This window comes from Kineococcus vitellinus, from assembly GCF_009906315.1.
Taxonomy (GTDB): Bacteria; Actinomycetota; Actinomycetes; order Actinomycetales; family Kineococcaceae; genus Kineococcus; species Kineococcus vitellinus.
Window position 1 is genome coordinate 1 of record NZ_JAAALL010000081.1, and the last position, 15,638, is coordinate 15,638.

Here is a 15,638-nt window from a genome sequence, read left to right on the forward strand (position 1 = left end):
CGACGCGGGGTGGAGCAGCTCGGTAGCTCGCTGGGCTCATAACCCAGAGGTCGCAGGTTCAAATCCTGTCCCCGCTACCAGTCGAGAAAGGCCCGGACCACACGGTCCGGGCCTTTCTCGTCCCCGCCTGCGCGGCTCCGTCCTCCGCGGCTGCGCCCGGTGCGGGCTCAGCCCGGCACGCCGGCCGCCCGCGCCGCCTCCTCCAGCCGCTGCGCCTCGCCCTCCCGGGCGCTCGCCAGCCGCTCGCAGTGCTCGGCGTACCCGGTGACGTCGGCGGCGCAGCCGCTCGGCCGAGCGCGGCAACGCTTGCGGTGGAGGCGATTTGCATCGGCCACGGCGACGACGTAACGTTGCCCCCACGACGCGGGGTGGAGCAGCTCGGTAGCTCGCTGGGCTCATAACCCAGAGGTCGCAGGTTCAAATCCTGTCCCCGCTACCAGTCGAGAAAGGCCCGGACCACACGGTCCGGGCCTTTCTCGTCCCCGCGCTCCTGCCGCTCGGCCACCGACCCCCTACCGCGGAGCTACGCGGGAGGGCTCCGCCGGGGGACGACGCGGCGGGCGCTCCTGCGCTGGACTGTCCCCACGCGCAGCGCAGGGGAGGTGGTCGCGGTGGACGTGCTGACGGGCTGGCTGACGGGCTGGCTGACGGGCTGGCTGACGGGCTGGGCGGGCTCCGGGACGCCGTACGCCGTCCTGGCCCCCGCCCTCGTCCTCGAGGGACCCGTCGCGACCTTCGTCGGCGGCACCCTCGTCGGCGCCGGGCACGCGGCGCTGCTGCTGGTGTGGCTGCTCGCCTTCGGCACCGACGTGGTCCTCGACAGCGCGCTGTTCGCGCTGGGCCGCTGCGCCCGCCGGGCCGGGCGCCACCCGCGCGCCGCCGCGGCCGCAGCCCGGCTGGGGCTGTCGGCGCACCGGCGCGAGCGGCTGGCCCGCCGGGCCGGTGACCGGCTGGGCAGCCTCGTCGCGACGGCCAAGCTCGTCGACGTCGGCGCGGTCCCCGCCTTCCTGGCCGCCGGTTCCTCGGGGGTCGCCTACTCCCGCTTCCTCGGCTGGACCGCCCTGCTGACCTCGCTGCGGGTCAGCGTCCTCGTCGGCCTCGGCGTGCTGGCCGGCGGGCAGCTGGCCTCCCGCGCCGAGGGGCTGCTGGAGCGGCCCTGGCTGGTGGCCGCCGCGGGGGTCGCCCTCGCGCTGCTGCTGCTGGGGCTGCGCAGGTCCGCGGGCGCGCTCGCGCGCCGCTGGAGAGGAGGAAGCCGTGCTCCGTCGTCGTCGTCCACCCGAGCGCTCCGCGCGCCCGCGCCGTCGGCGTCCTGACCCGGCCCCCGGTGCCCGCGCGCCGCGGGTCCGGCGCCCGCTGCGGCGGGGGCTCGGCCGCGGGACGCGGGGCGCCGGGCGGCTCGTGCGCGCCGCCGCCGCCTCCCCGTGGGCCCTGGTGCTGCTGGCCGCCGCCTGCTTCAGCGTCGTCGCGCCCGTCACCGCGGGCGTCTACGGCGTGCCCGCCGGGACGGCGATGGTGGCGGCGCTGCTGCAGTGCTCCGCGCTGGTCATCGCGCTGTTCCGCCCGCCCCTCGCGGTCGTCTCCGCCGTCACCGGTGTCGTGGTCGCCGCCGTGGCCGCCGACCCCGCGAGCGGCCCGTGGCCGTGGATGCCGCAGACGATCGTCGTCTTCTCGCTGCTGCTGGCCCTCCTCGGCGTGCGCCGGCAGTGGCGGCTGGGCGTCGCGGCGTGGGCGAGCAGCATGGCGCTGACGGTCGTGCTGGCGGGGCTGCTGACGGGCTTCTCCGAGGAGGCCTGCGACGACCTCGCCGTGCACGGGTCCAACTCGGCGCTGCTGCTGGCCGCCGGCAGCCTCGTCGGCACCCGGCGGCGGGTGCGGGAGGAGCTGGCCCTCAGCCGCCGCCACGTGCAGGCCGAGTCCGAGCGCCGCGTCGTCGTCGAGGAGCGCAACCGCATCGCCCGCGAGCTGCACGACGTCGTCGCGCACAGCATGTCCGTCATCGGCGTGCAGGCCACGACCGCGCAGTACCGCCTGGAGGGGCTGGACCCGCGGGTGCGGGCCGAGTTCGACGACATCGCCGCGCAGGCGCGCACGGCGCTGGCGGAGATGCGGACCCTGCTCGGCGTGCTGCGCGGCTCCGGCGAGGACGCCGACCGCGCTCCGCAGCCGGGGCTGGAGGGGCTGGACGGGCTCGTCGAGGGCGCCCGGCGCGCCGGCTCGCGGGTGCGCCTGCACGTGGACCCGCCGCTGCGCGGCGCGGTGCTGCCGCCGTCGGTGGGCCTGGTGGTGCACCGCATCGTGCAGGAGGGCCTGGCCAACGTCGTGCGGCACGCCACCGGCGCCGACGTGGAGGTGAGCGTGCTGCGCGCCGACCCCGGCATCGTGCTGGAGGTGCGCAACGGCCCCGCGCCGCGGGGCGCGGGCGGGGTCGCCGACGCCGGCGGGCACGGCCTGGTCGGCGTGCGCGAGCGCGCGACGCTGCTGCGCGGGTCGGTGAGCGCCGGGCCGCTGGAGGACGGCGGGTTCCTGCTGCGCGCCCTGCTGCCGTGGGAGGGTGCAGCGTGAGCGCGCTGCACCCCGAGCACCCCGCCCAGCACCGGCCCGTGCGCGCCGTCGTCGTCGACGACCAGGCCATGATCCGCGCCGGCTTCTCCGCGCTGCTGTCCGCCCAGGAGGACCTGGAGGTCGTCGGGCAGGCCGCCGACGGCGCCGAGGCCGTCGAGGTGGTGGCGGCCACCCGCCCGGACGTGGTCCTCATGGACGTGCGGATGCCCGTCGTCGACGGGCTGGAGGCGACGCGGCGCATCGCCGCGGCCGGCCTGGAGCCGGCGCCGAAGGTGCTGGTCCTGACCACCTTCGACATCGACGACTACGTCTTCGAGGCGCTGCAGGCCGGCGCCAGCGGCTTCCTGCTCAAGGACGCCACCCCGGAGGCGCTCGTGGACGCCGTGCGCGCGGTGGCCGCCGGCGACGCGCTGCTGGCCCCCGGCGTCACCCGCCGCCTCATCGAGCACTTCGTCACCACCCGCCGGGCGGCCGCGCGGGTCCCGGCGGCGGTCTCCGAGCTCACCCCGCGCGAGCGGGAGGTCCTGGTGTGCATCGCGCGGGGGCTGTCCAACGCCGAGATCGCCGCCGAGCTCGTCATCGCCGAGCAGACCACCAAGACGCACGTCAGTCGCGTCCTCACCAAGCTGGGGCTGCGCGACCGCGTCCAGGCCGTCGTGCTCGGCTACGAGATCGGGCTGGTGGCGCCGGGCGCGCGCTGAGGCGCGGCGCCCGCCACCACCGGCCCGCTCAGCCCCGCAGCAGCGGCTCGACGACCGAGCGCAGCAGCGCCGGCCCGTCCAGCGTCAGCACCGACTCGGGGTGGAACTGGATGCCCGCCACCCCCGGCCCGCGCACGGCGACGACCTCGTCGGCGGGGCCGGTGGCGACCTGGACGCCCTGCGCGGCCAGCCGCTGCAGCGCCGCGCCGTCGGCGCGCGCGGTGAAGGAGTTGTAGAACCCGACGGTGGCGCGGGTGCCGAACAGGTCGACCGCCAGCTGGGTCCCCTGGTGGGGGGCGTCCTTGCGGCGCAGCGGCAGGCCCAGCGTGCCGGCCAGCAGCTGGTGGCCCAGGCAGACGCCCAGCAGCGGGTTGCCGCCGGCGCGGGCCGCCGCGGCCAGCCGCGCCGCGAGCGCCTGCAGGCGGGCGATGCGGGGGTCGGAGGCGTCCTCGGGGTCGCCGGGGCCGGGGCCCAGCAGGACCAGGCCCTCGTGCGCCGCCAGCGCCGCGTCCAGCCCGGGGTCGTCGTAGCGCAGCACCCGGGCGCGCAGCCCGGCCGAGGCCAGCAGGTGCACGAGCATCGAGGTGAAGGTGTCCTCGGCGTCCACGACGAGCGCCTCGCCCAGCGGTGCGCCGTGCGCCGGCGCCTGCGGTTCCAGCCAGAAGGAGGCCAGCCGGTCGCGGCGGGAGGCGAGCAGGGTGGCGATGCGCGGGTCCGCGGCCAGCGGCACCCGGCGCGCGGGGGCGCCGTCGGGACCGGTGGCGCCCGCGCGCGGCGCCAGCGGCGGCAGCGCGCCCAGGGCGCGCAGCACGCCGGCGGACTTCGCGTGCGTCTCGGCGACCTCCCCCTCCGGGGAGGAGCCGCGCACCAGCGTCGCGCCGACCGAGACCCGCACCCGCGCGCCGCCGTCGGGAGCCCCGGCGGGACCGGTGCGGACGTCGGCGGTGCGGATGAGGATGGGGGAGTCCAGCGTCTGCGCGCCCTCGCCGTCGCGGCCCAGCAGGGCCAGCGCCCCCGCGTAGTAGCCGCGCCCGGACGGCTCGAAGCGCTTGATGACCCGGCAGGCGCTCTGCAGCGGGCTGCCGGTGACCGTCGCGGCGAACATGGTCTGGCGCAGCACGTCGCGCGCGTCGAGGGTGGACTGCCCGCGCAGCTCGAACTCCGTGTGGGCCAGGTTGGCCATCTCCCGCAGGTAGGGCCCGTGCACCACGCCGCCGAGGTCGCCGACGGAGCACATCATCTTCAGCTCCTCGTCGACGACCATGAACAGCTCCTCGACCTCCTTGGGGTCGGTGAGGAACTCCACGAGGCCGTCGGCGTCCGGGCCGGCGGCGGGGTAGCGGTACGTTCCGGAGATGGGGTTCATGACGACCTGACCGCGCGCCATCCGCACGTGCACCTCGGGGCTGGCGCCCACGAGGGTGCGCGCGGAGCCGTCGGCGCCCGGCACGTGGACGACGAACGTCCAGTAGGCGCCCTGCTCGGCGACCAGCAGGCGGCGGAACAGGCTCAGCGCGGTGGTCGCGCTGAACCCGTCGATCACCCCGTCGACGTCGCGGCGGATGACGAAGTTGGCGCCGGTGCCCTGGGCGATCTCGTCGGCGACGATGCGGCGCACGACGTCGGCGTACGCCGCGTCGTCGAGGTCGGGGGCCACGTCGCGCAGCGGCACCTCGGCGTCCGGCAGCAGCCGCAGCGCCTCCTCCAGCGGCAGGTCGTCGGCGGCGTCGACGCGCAGCACCTGCAGGGGGGTGCCGTCGTCGTGCACCTCGAAGCCGCGCTCGCGCAGCTGGCGGAACGGCACGAGCGCCAGCGCGTCGCGCGCCGCCTCGACGCCGGGCGCGCCGGCCGGCAGCGGGATGTCGGCCAGGTGCTCGACCGTCGTCACCGGACCGCGCAGCACCTCGACGGGCCCGGGGACGCCGGTGCGCGGGTCGAGGCGGCGCAGCAGCGCGAAGGCGCCCGCGCCGGGCGCCTGCAGGTCGGCGATCAGGGTGTCGGGGTTCACGGGGATCTCCTCGAGGGGCTGGGGGAGCCGTCCGTCGAGGGTGTCCACGGGCGCGGCCTCCTCGACGAGGCGGCTACCGGGACACGAGAGCGTCAGGCGACCGCCGACACCCACCACCACGCACCGCTGCGGCGCGCTGCGGCGCTGCGGGCGGGAGCCCCCGGGGCGGGGACAGCGGTGGTCACGGCGCCACCATAGCCCGCACCCGGGTGGCGGAGGCAACAGCGGTCCGCAGGCAATAGCGTTCCGCTCGTGACCAGTGAGCAGCAGGCAGCGCAGTCCGCGAGCGCGCCCACGATCTTCGTCCTCTACGGCGCCTCGGGAGACCTCTCGCGCCGCCTCGTCATGCCGAGCTTCTTCGAGCTGGCGCGCCTGGGCCGGCTGCCGCAGCAGTGGCGCCTGGTGGGCAGCGGCCGCGGGGAGATGTCGCACGAGGAGTTCCGCGGCCACGTGCGCGCGGCGCTGGAGGAGTTCGGCCCGCAGCCCTCCGAGGGCCCCTGGGACGACTTCGCCGCCCACCTGCTCTTCGCCGGCGGCGGCTTCGACGACGCCGACCCCGGCCGCCTGCCCGACGTGCTCGCGCAGGCGCGCGAGGAGCTGGACGGCGACGCGCGGCTCGTGCACTACCTCGCGGTGCCGCCGGGGGCGTTCCTGTCGATGACGAAGGGCTTCGAGTGCCACGGCCTCGTCGAGGGCGCCACCGTCGTCTACGAGAAGCCCTACGGCACGTCGCTGGAGAGCTTCGAGGAGCTCGACGCGCAGGTGCAGCGGGTCTTCGACGAGTCGCAGGTGTTCCGCATCGACCACTTCCTGGCCTTCGAGGCGATGCAGGACGTCATCCACGCGCGGTTCGCGAACCCGTGGCTGGCCGCGGTGTGGAACCGCGAGCACGTCGCGCAGGTGCAGATCGACATCGCCGAGACGCTCGACGTCGCCCAGCGCGCCTCGTTCTACGACGCGACCGGCGCGTTCCTCGACATGATCGTCACGCACCTGTTCCAGATGGCCGCCACCGTCGCGATGGAACCGCCCGCCGACCTCGGGCCGGGATCGCTGCAGGCCGCCAGGGACGCTGCGCTGCAGGACTTCCGCGAGCTCGACCCGGACGAGGTCGTCCTCGGGCAGTTCGAGGGCTACCTCGACATCGACGGCGTGCCGGCGGACTCGCGGACCGACACCCTGGCCGCCGCGCGCCTGTGGATCGACAACGACCGGTGGCGGGGCGTGCCGTTCCTGCTGCGCTCGGGCAAGAGGATGAGCGCCGACGAGCAGCGCATCACGCTCGTCCTGCGCGACGTCGCCGACGGCCCGTACGCGGGTGCGGGCGTGCAGCCGGCGACCATCAGCTTCTCGCTGCTGGAGGGCGGGGCCGTCGACGTCGCGATGACCGTGCGCAGGCCCGGCGTCGAGGGCGGGCTGGCCCAGGGCACCGCGAGCCTGCCGCTGGGCGAGCTCGACGGCGCCACGCCCGCACCGCCGTACGCGCACCTCATCGAGCACGTGCTCACCGGCGACCGCTCGCTGTTCACCGGCGTCGAGGGCCTGCGCGCGGCCTGGACGTGCATCGAGCGCTTCTCCGCGCAGCGCCCGCAGGTGCAGCCGTACGCGCCGGGCAGCTGGGGGCCGCAGGCGGCCGACGCGCTCGCCGAGCCGGGGCAGTGGTTCCTGCGCTGACGGGCACGCCGGCGCCCGGGGTGCTGGTGCGCCGCGCGCTGGACGGCGACGCCGGGGAGGTGCTCACCGTCCAGCGCGCGGCCTTCGTTGCCGAGGCGCAGCGCTACGGCGACCCGCTGCTGCCGCCGCTGGTGGAGGACCTCGCCGCGGTGCGCGCCGCCATCGCCGACCCCGCCGGCGTCGTGCTCGTCGCGGTGCGCGGCAGCCGCCTGGTGGGGTCGGTGCGCCTGCGCGTCGACGGTGCGCGCGGGCACGTCGGCCGGCTGGCCGTCGCGCCCGACCAGCAGCGCGCGGGCGTCGGCACCGCGCTGCTGCGGGCGGTCGAAGCGGCTGCGCCGCAGCAGGTGCGGGAGTTCCTGCTGTTCACCGGCGGGGACTCGGCGGCCAACGTCGCCCGCTACGAGCGGGCCGGGTACGCGCGCACCGGCGAGGGCCGCGACGAGCGCGGCGTCCCGCTGGTGCACCTGGCCAAGCCCCGCCCCTGACCCCTGCGCCCTCCGCCCCGTTGGTGATCTTCCACGGTGTCACGTGGAAGATCACCAGGAGGGTGGGGGTCAGGCGGCCAGGACGAGACCGGCGACGGGGCGCACGAGGACCTGGCCGACGACGCCGAAGCGGCCGGCGTGCAGGGCCCGCAGCACCGCCTGCGGGGGGCAGCGGCGCGAGAGCACGATCCCCGAGAGCACCACCGAGACGGCCGAGCAGACGACCACCGACGGCTGGGCGGTGGCCACCCCGTAGACCGTCCACAGGACAGCGGACGCCTGGGTGAGGACGAACGAGGCGGGCGCCAGCCCGGCCAGCGACTCGCGGCCGAAGACGGTGCGCACCTGCGGGAGCATCCGCACCAGCGAGACGACGGTGGCGACGACGCCGACGAGCTCGGCGCCGCCGAGCACGTGGGCGCCGACCACGACGGGCGTCCACGCGAGCGTGGCGATCAGCGCCGAGGACAGCCGCGCGCCCAGGCGGCGGGCCGCCAGCACGACGGTGAGGACCGCGCACGCGATCCCCGGCACGTTGGCCACGAGCTGGGCGGGGTCCATCAGCAGCAGGCCGTAGGTGAGCCAGGTGGCGCACCCCAGCATGCCGAGGACGGCGGAGGAGTACGACAGGCCGCTGGCGTCGGGGCTGCGCAGCAGGCGGACGATCTGGGGGACGCCGGTGACGATGCCGACGCCGGCGGCGAGCAGGCCGATGGAAGAGATCAAGGTCGCGATGGGCACGTGCCTGTCCATCGACCCGGACGGCCCCCGGCCTTGAGGCGCGGCTGTCGGCCGAACGGGTGAGAGCTGGATCACAGCGCCGGGCGGCGCGGGTCAGTGCGCGGAGCCGTCGGCCCCCGCACCGTCGATCGCGGTGCGCGGCGACCGCTCCCGCGCACCCTCCTGGCGGGGCAGGCGCACCTGGCGGGTCTCGGTGAGGCGCACCTGCGGCAGCGCGCCCGGGTGCTCGCGGCGCAGCAGGCCGACGAGCTCCTCGCGCACCGCGCAGCGCAGGTCGAACAGCTCCCCGCCGGAGTTCGCGCTCACCAGCACCCGCAGGGAGACGAACGAGTTCCGCGCGTCGGTCACCTGCAGCGCGAACGTCGCGCCGTTCCACAGCGGGTGCTCGCGCACGAAGCGCTCGGCGTGCGCGCGCAGCTCGTCCACGGGGACGGTCCAGTCGACGTCGACGTCGACCGATCCGGTGACGTCGGCGGAGTTGCGCGTCCAGTTCTCGAACGGCGTGGAGGTGAAGTACGTCGAGGGCAGGATGAGCCGGCGCTGGTCCCACAACCGCACGACCACGTAGGTGAGGGTGATGTCCTCGATGTTGCCCCACTCCTCCTCGACGACGACCACGTCGTCGACGCGGATGCCGTCGGTGAAGGCGATCTGCAGCCCCGCGAAGACGTTGGCCAGCGACGTCTGCGCGGCCAGGCCGGCGACGACGGACAGCAGCCCGGCGGAGGCCAGCACGCTCGTGCCGACACCGCGCGCGCCGGGGATCGTCAGCAGCACCGAGGCGACGGCCACGACGACGACGAGCGCGACCACCACCCGCTTGACCAGCTGCACCTGGGTGCGCCGCTGGCGCGCGCGCCGGTTGTCCTGCACGTCGATGGGGTAGCGCAGCAGCGCCACGTCCTGCACCACGTTGGCGGCCACGACGGCCAGCCAGGCGCCGAAGGCGACGCCCACGACGTTCAGCACGGTCAGCGTCGGCGAGCGCCAGTCCGCGGCGGTGGTCGTCACGCCCAGGGCGGCGCGCGCGGCCAGCGTCGCCAGCAGGCCCGCCAGCGGCCGGCGACCGCGCTGGGCCAGCGTGGACAGGACCCGGTGGTGGCGGCCGAGGCGGCGCACGCCGAGGGCGACGGCCTCCCCGACGAGGGCGGCGACGACGGCGGCCGCGGTGGCGACGGCCACCGTCGGCCAGGCGCTGTGGCTGAGGTCGAACACGGTGCGGGCAGCTCCTCGGGGCTGGGGCGGTGGACGTCGGCGTCCTGCGGACGCGGGCCACGCTAGGCCAGGCCCGGCGCCGCGTCAGGTCCGCGGCGCCCGTCCGGGCCCGTTGCACACGCACCGCCCAGCCCCGTCACAGCACGCGCACACGCGCCCGCCGCCGGGCCTCAGCCGGGCAGCCAGCCGACCCTGCCCACCAGCGCCGCGTACCCGACGAAGGCGACGACGTCGATGGCCGTGTGCGCGACGACGAGCGGTGCCGTGCGGCCCCAGCGCTGGTACACCCAGCCGAGGACCAGGCCCATCGCCACGTTGCCGACGAACCCGCCCAGGCCCTGGTACAGGTGGTACGAGCCGCGCAGCAGGGCGCTCACCAGCAGCGCCGGCCACCAGCGCCAGCCCAGCTGCCCCAGCCGGTGCAGCAGGTAGCCGGCGACGAGGACCTCCTCCAGGACGCCGTTGGCGGCGGCGTTGAGGACCGCCACCGGCACCGTCCACCACGCCCCCGACAGCGTCGACGCCTGCACCTGCGTGTTCGCGCCGACGGCGACGGCCCCCAGGTACAGGAAGATGCCGCAGCCGCCGATCGCCGCGGCCAGCCCGAGGCCGGCCAGCACGTCGCGGCCCGGGCGGGAGCGGTCGAGGCCGAGGGTGCGCAGCGACTGCCCGCCGCGGGCCATCAGGTACCCCACGAGCAGGACGGGCGCCAGCAGCTCGAGGATCCGCACGAGCTGGAAGGCCAGGTCCAGCCACGGCCGGTCGGGGGAGTAGCTGCCCAGCACCGTCGACGTCTGCGCGGCCAGCGAGCGGCCGGAGGTGATCCTGCCGACGAAGGTGACCAGCGCGCTGAGGCCGCTCAGGCCCAGCGAGACGGCGAAGACCGCCACGACCTCCCAGACGAGCAGCCGTCGCCCGCGCGCGTCCAGCGGTGCGGGCGCCGGCGGCTCAGGACGCAGGCGCACCCAGGTGCTCCAGGACGGCGTCGTGCAGCAGCCCGTTGGTGACGACGGCGTCGCCGCCGTGCGGGCCGTCCACCCCGGCGCGGGAGGTGAAGCGCCCGCCGGCCTCGACGACGATCGGCACCAGCGCGGCCATGTCGTGCAGCGCCAGCTCCGGCTCGGCGGCGACGTCGACGGCCCCCTCGGCCAGCAGCATGTAGGACCAGAAGTCGCCGAAGCCGCGGGTGCGCCACACCGTCCGCGCCAGGGCGAGGAAGCCGTCCAGGGAGCCGGTCTGCTCCCAGCCCTCCAGGGAGGAGTACGAGAACGAGGCGCTGGCCAGGTCGGAGACGCCGCTGACGCGGATGCGGGTGGCCGAGGCCAGGCTGCGGCCGGTCCACGCCCCCGAGCCCGTCGCCGCCCACCAGCGCCGGCCCAGCGCGGGGGCCGAGACCAGGCCCACCACCGGCTCGCCGTCGTCGAGCAGCGCGATGAGCGTGGCCCACACCGGCACGCCCCGCACGAAGTTCTTCGTCCCGTCGATGGGGTCCACGACCCACTGGCGCGCCCCGTGGCCGACGAGGCCGTACTCCTCGCCGAGCACCGCGTCGCGGGGGCGGGTGCGCTTGAGCTGGGAGCGGATGAGCTCCTCGGCCGTGCGGTCGGCGTCGCTGACCGGGGTGAGGTCCGGCTTGGTCTCCACGCTGAGGTCCTGGGCGCGGAAGCGGTCCGTCGTCACCCCGTCGACCTGGTCGGCGATGACGTGCGCCAGCCGCAGGTCGTCGTCGTAGCGGGGACGGGCGCTCGGAGCGGAGGTCTGCGGCGTCGGCACCGGGCGAACCTACCGCCCGGGGCCGCCGCCCCCGCCGGAGCGCGACGCGCGACGCGCGACCCGTCCAGCCGGCGCCCAGGCGCGTCGAGGATGCTGGGAGCACGCGAGCACACCGCAGCCGGACGCACCGCACGGAGGACGCAGGCATGGCCGGGACCACGCAGCAGGCGCACGGCGCGCCCGAGGACGGCTCCGACGACGGCTCCGGGGCGGACGACGCCTTCGGGGCGGACGGTTTCGAGGGGGACGGTTTCGAGGCGGACGGTCTCGAGGGGGAGGACGGCGAGCGGCACCTGTCCGCGCTGCCGGTCCCGCCGCGCCGGCGCGGGCTGCTGCTCGTCGTCGGCGGCGTCCTCGGCTTCGCGGCGGCCTTCACGCTGACCGTGGAGCGCATCCAGCTGCTGGTGGACCCCTCCTACGTGCCCAGCTGCAGCATCAACCCCGTCCTGAGCTGCGGCAGCGTCATGGTCACCGAGCAGGCGCGCGTCTTCGGCTTCCCCAACCCGCTCATCGGCATCGCGGCCTTCGCCGTCTCGCTGACCCTGGGGCTGCTGCTGGTCTCCGGCACCCGGCTGCCGCGCTGGGTGGAGCGCGGCTACCTGCTGGGCACCACCCTCGGGGCGGTCTTCGTCGGCTGGCTCGTCGCCCAGAGCCTGTACTCCATCCACGCCCTGTGCCCGTACTGCGTGCTCGTGTGGGCCGTGGTGGTGCCGACGTTCTGGACCACCCTGGCCGACGCCCTGGACCGCGGGCTGCTGCCGGTGCCCCGGCCGCTGCGCGGCGCGGCCCGCGCGCTCGTCGAGTTCCGGCTGCTGCTCGTCGTGCTGACGTTCGCGGCGCTGGTGGCGATGGTGGGCGTGCGCTTCTGGAGCTACTGGAGCACCCTGCTCTGAGCCGCGCGCCGGCCTCAGCCCTCGTCGGGCGCCGGCTCCCCGGGCAGCTCCCCGGGCAGCTCCTCGTGCAGCCCGTCCTCGGGCACCCGGTCCTCGCGCGCCGGGCGCCGGGCGGCCAGCAGGCGGCGGAACGAGGCCAGCCGCGCCGGTCCGGCGGCCCCGGCGCGCCCCTGCTGCACCCACGCGTCGAGCGCGCAGTCCGGCTCGTCGTGGGTGCACCCGCGCGGGCAGCCCTCCTCGCCCGGCACGAGGTCGGGGAAGGCGCGCAGCACGGCCTCGGGGTCCACGTGGGCCAGGCCGAAGGAGCGGATGCCGGGGGTGTCCACGACCCAGCCGCCGCCGGGCAGCGCGAGCGCCGCCATCGAGGTGGAGGTGTGCCGGCCGCGCCCGGTGACCGCGTTGACGTGCCCGGTGGCGCGCCCGGCCGCCGGCACCAGCGCGTTGACCAGCGTCGACTTGCCGACCCCGGAGTGCCCGACGAGCACGCTGGTGCGCCCGGCCAGCCGCTCGCGCACGGCCTCCAGCCCCAGCAGGCCGTCGGGGCCGCGGGAGGTCACCACCGCGTCCAGGCCCAGCGGCGCCCACGTCTCCAGGACCTCCCGCGCCGGGCGCAGGTCGCCCTTGGTCAGGCACAGCAGCGGCTGCATGCCCGACACGTACGCGGCGACCAGGCAGCGGTCGACCAGCCGCGAGCGCGGTTCGGGGTCGGCGACGGCGGTGACGACGACGAGCTGGTCGGCGTTGGCCACCACGACCCGCTCGATGGGGTCGGTGTCGTCGGCGGAGCGGCGCAGCGCGGTGCGCCGCTCGTCGATGCGCACGATGCGCGCCAGCGTGTCCGGCGTGCCGGAGACGTCCCCGACGAGGCCGACGCGGTCGCCCACGACGACGCCCTGGCGGCCCAGCTCGCGCGCGCGCATCGCCACGACGGTGCGCTCGTCCCCGGTGCCCTCGCCGACCAGGCAGTGCGAGCGGCCCCGGTCGACGGCGACGACGAAGGCGTCCACGGCGTCGGCGTGCGCCGGGCGCTCCTTGGTGCGCGGGCGCGAGCCCCGCGGGTTGGGCCGGACCCGGACGTCGTCCTCGTCCCAGCGGCGCGCGGAGCCCCCGCGCGCGGGCCGCGGGCTCAGCTGCCCGCTCCGGCGAGCATCCCCGCCCACATGCCGGGGAAGTCGGGCAGCGTCTTGCGGGTGGTCTCGACGTCCTCGACGAGGACCCCCTCGACCCTCAGGCCCAGCACGGCGCCCGCCGTGGCCATCCGGTGGTCGGCGTAGGTGCGGAAGACGCCGCCGTGCAGCGGCCGCGGGTGCACCAGCAGGCCGTCGGCGGTCTCCTCGGCCCGCCCGCCCAGGCCGTTGACCTCGGTGACGAGCGCCTTGAGGCGGTCGGTCTCGTGCCCGCGCAGGTGCGCGATGCCGCGCAGCCGGCTGGGGGAGGAGGCCAGCGCGGCCAGCGCCGTGATCACCGGGGCGAGCTCACCGGCCTCGTGCAGGTCCAGGTCGACGCCGTACAGCTCGCCGGTGCCCTCCACGAGCAGCCCCTCGCGGTCGAGGGTGACGTCGGCGCCCATGGAGTCGAGCACGTCGCGCAGCAGGTCGCCGGCCTGCGTCGTCGACTGCGGCCAGCCGGGCACCCGCACCCGCCCGCCGCGGTCGCGGGCGGGCGCCAGGAACGGCCCGGCGTTGGACAGGTCCGGCTCCACCTGCACGTCGAGGGCGTTGACCTCGCCGGGCTCCACCGCCCAGCGGCCGGGCACGGTGTCGTCGACGACGACGCCGGCGTCGCGCAGCACCTCCACCGTCATCCGCACGTGCGGCAGGCTCGGGACCGGCGGCCCCTCGTGGACGACCTCCAGGCCGGTGCGGGTGCGGGCCCCCACGAGCAGCAGCGCCGAGACGAACTGGCTGGAGGCGGAGGCGTCGACGAGCACCCGCCCGCCCGCCAGCCCGCCGGCCGGGCCCTGGACGCTGAAGGGCAGCAGGCCGCGGCCGCCGTCCTCGACGACGGCCCCGAGCTGGCGCAGCGCGTCGAGCACGGCACCCATCGGGCGCTCGCGGGCGCGCTCGTCGCCGTCGAAGCGCACCGGCTGCGCCGCCAGGGCCGCGACCGGCGGCAGGAAGCGCATGACGGTCCCCGCGAGGCCGCAGTCGACGTCGGCGCCGCCCCGCACCGGACCGGGGCGCACCACCCAGTCGTGCGCGCCGACCCCCTCGGCGCCCGCCGCGCCGTCGGTGATGCCGGCGCCCAGCCGGCGCAGCGCGTCGGCCATGAGCAGGGTGTCGCGCGAGCGCAGCGGCTCGCGCAGCAGCGAGGGCCGCTCGGCCAGCGCCGCCACGACGAGGTAGCGGTTGGTCAGCGACTTCGAGCCGGGCACGACCACGACGGCCTCCAGCGGGCCGCGCGCCGTGGGCGCCGGCCACAGCCGCGGCTCGTCGGCGGGCGTGCCCGGTCCTGACGGGGGGACGGGCTCGGTGCGCGGGTCGCTCGTCGGTCTCACGCGAGCATCCTCCCAGCCCCGCGCCGGTGCGCCGCCGCGGACGGCTCAGCCCAGCTTGGCGGCCGCCAGCTGCACGTCCTTGCGGCCGCTCTCGGCCACGTGCACGGCCTCGCGGGCGGCGAGCTTGGCCAGCCGCTTGGCGTCGCGGCCGGCGCGCTTGCCGCGCCACAGCGCCCCGGGCTTGCCGGCGGTGTCCACGGCGCCCAGCAGTGCGCCGCCGAGCAGGCCGAGGTCGGTGAGGAAGTCCTCCAGGACCTCCGCGCGCACGCTCTTGTCCTTCTCCGTCCAGAACGGGTGGTTGACGGCGGCGGTGGGGGCCGCGGTCGTCGCGAGCACCGCCGCCGACAGCCGCGGCGCGCGGCCCAGGGCGTAGAGGACGCCGGCCGCGGCCATCGCGGCGCCGTTGAGGCGCACCAGCAGGACCGGGTCGTCCGGCAGGTGCAGGGGACCGGCCACGCGGTGCACGAGCGGTTCGGCGGACGGGGCCAGGTCGCCGGCGTGCCGGACCTGGTCGATGCCGGTCTTGATGAAGATCGCCGCGAGCATCGGGCGGGCCACTCGTCGCACCAGAGTCATGGGAGTTGCCTACCGCACGCGGCAGGCCGCCGCACACGCGGGGCGCCCGCCCACGACCCGCCGCGCGCCGCGCGGCGGCGCGTGTCGCAGGGGGCTGCCAAGGTGGTCCCATGTGCGGTCGCTACGCCCTGCGGCGAGACGTCGACGACCTCGTCGAGGAGTTCGAGGTCGACGACGACACCCTCGGCGACGGGTCGGGGGTGGCGATGTCGACGAACGTCGCGCCGACGACCACCCCGCCGGTCGTCCTGGAGCGCTTCCCCAGGGGCGCGCCCGACGCCCCGCCCACGCGCTCGCTGCGCGCCCTGCGCTGGGGGCTGGTGCCCAGCTGGTCCAAGGACCCCTCCGGCGGTGCGCGGATGGTCAACGCCCGCGTCGAGTCGCTGCTGGAGAAGCCGTCCTTCGCCCGGGCCGCGCTGGCCCGGCGCTGCCTGGTGCCGGTGGACGCCTGGTACGAGTGGCAGAGCCCGGCCGCGCACGGCGACGGCGGGACGGGCTCTGCCACTCGTACCA

16 protein-coding genes and 2 tRNA genes are annotated in these 15,638 nt (G+C 76.6%); 9 read left to right on the plus strand and 9 right to left on the minus strand.

Annotated elements, in window-relative coordinates; translation table 11 throughout:
* Positions 1-3 precede the first annotated feature (3 nt).
* Positions 4-80 (plus strand) — tRNA-Met (locus tag GTQ99_RS09515).
* 87 nt (positions 81-167) lie between these two features.
* On the opposite strand, the gene GTQ99_RS09520 is transcribed toward GTQ99_RS09515, so the two are convergent.
* Positions 168-335: a hypothetical protein gene (locus GTQ99_RS09520; protein WP_166615501.1), complete on the minus strand. Its 168-nt coding sequence runs from the start codon at positions 333-335 to the stop codon at positions 168-170.
* Between the two features lie 27 nt (positions 336-362).
* Between GTQ99_RS09520 and GTQ99_RS09525 the strand changes: the two genes are divergently transcribed.
* From GTQ99_RS09525 to GTQ99_RS09540, 4 genes are all read left to right on the plus strand, one after another.
* Positions 363-439: transfer RNA gene (locus GTQ99_RS09525), tRNA-Met, on the plus strand.
* 172 nt (positions 440-611) lie between these two features.
* On the plus strand, positions 612-1,313 hold the full coding sequence (locus tag GTQ99_RS09530) for a hypothetical protein (protein ID WP_166615502.1): 702 nt from the start codon (positions 612-614) through the stop codon (positions 1,311-1,313).
* A gap of 85 nt (positions 1,314-1,398) precedes the next feature.
* Positions 1,399-2,562, plus strand: a complete 1,164-nt coding sequence (locus GTQ99_RS24975; RefSeq protein WP_166615503.1) for a histidine kinase — start codon at positions 1,399-1,401, stop codon at positions 2,560-2,562.
* Positions 2,559-3,263 carry a response regulator gene (locus GTQ99_RS09540; RefSeq protein ID WP_338074869.1) on the plus strand — a complete coding sequence of 235 codons (705 nt, stop codon included), beginning with the start codon at positions 2,559-2,561 and terminating at the stop codon, positions 3,261-3,263. The genes GTQ99_RS24975 and GTQ99_RS09540 overlap by 4 nt, the downstream gene beginning before the upstream one ends.
* A 28-nt stretch (positions 3,264-3,291) precedes the next feature.
* Here the strand turns inward: GTQ99_RS09540 and GTQ99_RS09545 are convergent, their stop codons facing one another.
* The gene (locus tag GTQ99_RS09545) at positions 3,292-5,277 is read right to left on the minus strand and encodes an anthranilate synthase family protein (RefSeq protein ID WP_166615513.1); all 1,986 of its coding nucleotides are present in this window, start codon (positions 5,275-5,277) and stop codon (positions 3,292-3,294) included.
* Positions 5,278-5,523: 246 nt separating this feature from the next.
* On the opposite strand from GTQ99_RS09545, the gene GTQ99_RS26780 reads away from it, so the two are divergent.
* Together GTQ99_RS26780 and GTQ99_RS09555 are read left to right on the plus strand one after the other, a co-directional pair.
* Positions 5,524-6,945, plus strand: a complete 1,422-nt coding sequence (locus tag GTQ99_RS26780) for a glucose-6-phosphate dehydrogenase (protein WP_338074871.1) — start codon at positions 5,524-5,526, stop codon at positions 6,943-6,945.
* On the plus strand, positions 6,942-7,430 hold the full coding sequence (locus GTQ99_RS09555; RefSeq protein ID WP_205707134.1) for a GNAT family N-acetyltransferase: 489 nt from the start codon (positions 6,942-6,944) through the stop codon (positions 7,428-7,430). The genes GTQ99_RS26780 and GTQ99_RS09555 overlap by 4 nt, the downstream gene beginning before the upstream one ends.
* Positions 7,431-7,499: 69 nt before the next feature.
* Here GTQ99_RS09555 and GTQ99_RS09560 read toward each other — a convergent pair whose 3' ends face one another.
* The 4 genes from GTQ99_RS09560 to hisN form a co-directional block, all read right to left on the minus strand.
* Positions 7,500-8,171, minus strand: a complete 672-nt coding sequence (locus GTQ99_RS09560; protein ID WP_166615504.1) for a SemiSWEET family transporter — start codon at positions 8,169-8,171, stop codon at positions 7,500-7,502.
* Between the two features lie 93 nt (positions 8,172-8,264).
* Positions 8,265-9,386 (minus strand): mechanosensitive ion channel domain-containing protein, encoded by a 1,122-nt coding sequence (locus GTQ99_RS24980; RefSeq protein WP_166615505.1) that lies wholly within the window; start codon positions 9,384-9,386, stop codon positions 8,265-8,267.
* 170 nt (positions 9,387-9,556) lie between these two features.
* Positions 9,557-10,351 carry a CPBP family glutamic-type intramembrane protease gene (locus GTQ99_RS09570; RefSeq protein WP_166615506.1) on the minus strand — a complete coding sequence of 265 codons (795 nt, stop codon included), beginning with the start codon at positions 10,349-10,351 and terminating at the stop codon, positions 9,557-9,559.
* On the minus strand, positions 10,335-11,159 hold the full coding sequence (gene hisN / locus GTQ99_RS09575; protein ID WP_166615507.1) for a histidinol-phosphatase: 825 nt from the start codon (positions 11,157-11,159) through the stop codon (positions 10,335-10,337). The genes GTQ99_RS09570 and hisN overlap by 17 nt, the downstream gene beginning before the upstream one ends.
* 146 nt (positions 11,160-11,305) lie before the next feature.
* Here hisN and GTQ99_RS09580 point away from each other — a divergent pair, with 146 nt between their 5' ends.
* Entirely contained in the window at positions 11,306-12,052 is a 747-nt protein-coding gene (locus GTQ99_RS09580; RefSeq protein ID WP_166615508.1) for a vitamin K epoxide reductase family protein, read from the plus strand.
* Positions 12,053-12,066: 14 nt separating this feature from the next.
* On the opposite strand, the gene rsgA is transcribed toward GTQ99_RS09580, so the two are convergent.
* From rsgA to GTQ99_RS09595, 3 genes are read right to left on the minus strand one after another with little or no spacing between them, the layout of a single operon-like run.
* The gene (rsgA, locus tag GTQ99_RS09585) at positions 12,067-13,182 is read right to left on the minus strand and encodes a ribosome small subunit-dependent GTPase A (RefSeq protein ID WP_240897104.1); all 1,116 of its coding nucleotides are present in this window, start codon (positions 13,180-13,182) and stop codon (positions 12,067-12,069) included.
* Positions 13,179-14,549: a 3-phosphoshikimate 1-carboxyvinyltransferase gene (aroA, locus tag GTQ99_RS09590; RefSeq protein ID WP_166615509.1), complete on the minus strand. Its 1,371-nt coding sequence runs from the start codon at positions 14,547-14,549 to the stop codon at positions 13,179-13,181. Before aroA ends, rsgA begins: the two co-directional genes overlap by 4 nt.
* Positions 14,550-14,594: 45 nt before the next feature.
* A complete protein-coding gene (locus tag GTQ99_RS09595) occupies positions 14,595-15,125 on the minus strand; it encodes a DoxX family membrane protein (protein ID WP_166615510.1) in 531 nt (176 codons plus the stop codon).
* Between the two features lie 110 nt (positions 15,126-15,235).
* On the opposite strand from GTQ99_RS09595, the gene GTQ99_RS09600 reads away from it, so the two are divergent.
* The coding region (locus GTQ99_RS09600) for an SOS response-associated peptidase (protein ID WP_166615511.1) at positions 15,236-15,638 on the plus strand (403 nt) is incomplete at its 3' end.

What these genes read in the sequence shown, in the direction of transcription:
- GTQ99_RS09580 (WP_166615508.1), top strand. Translation starts at nt 11,306, where the DNA reads ATGGCCGGGACCACGCAGCAGGCGCACGGCGCGCCCGAGGACGGCTCC.
- GTQ99_RS09595 (WP_166615510.1), bottom strand. Translation starts at nt 15,125, where the DNA reads ATGACTCTGGTGCGACGAGTGGCCCGCCCGATGCTCGCGGCGATCTTC.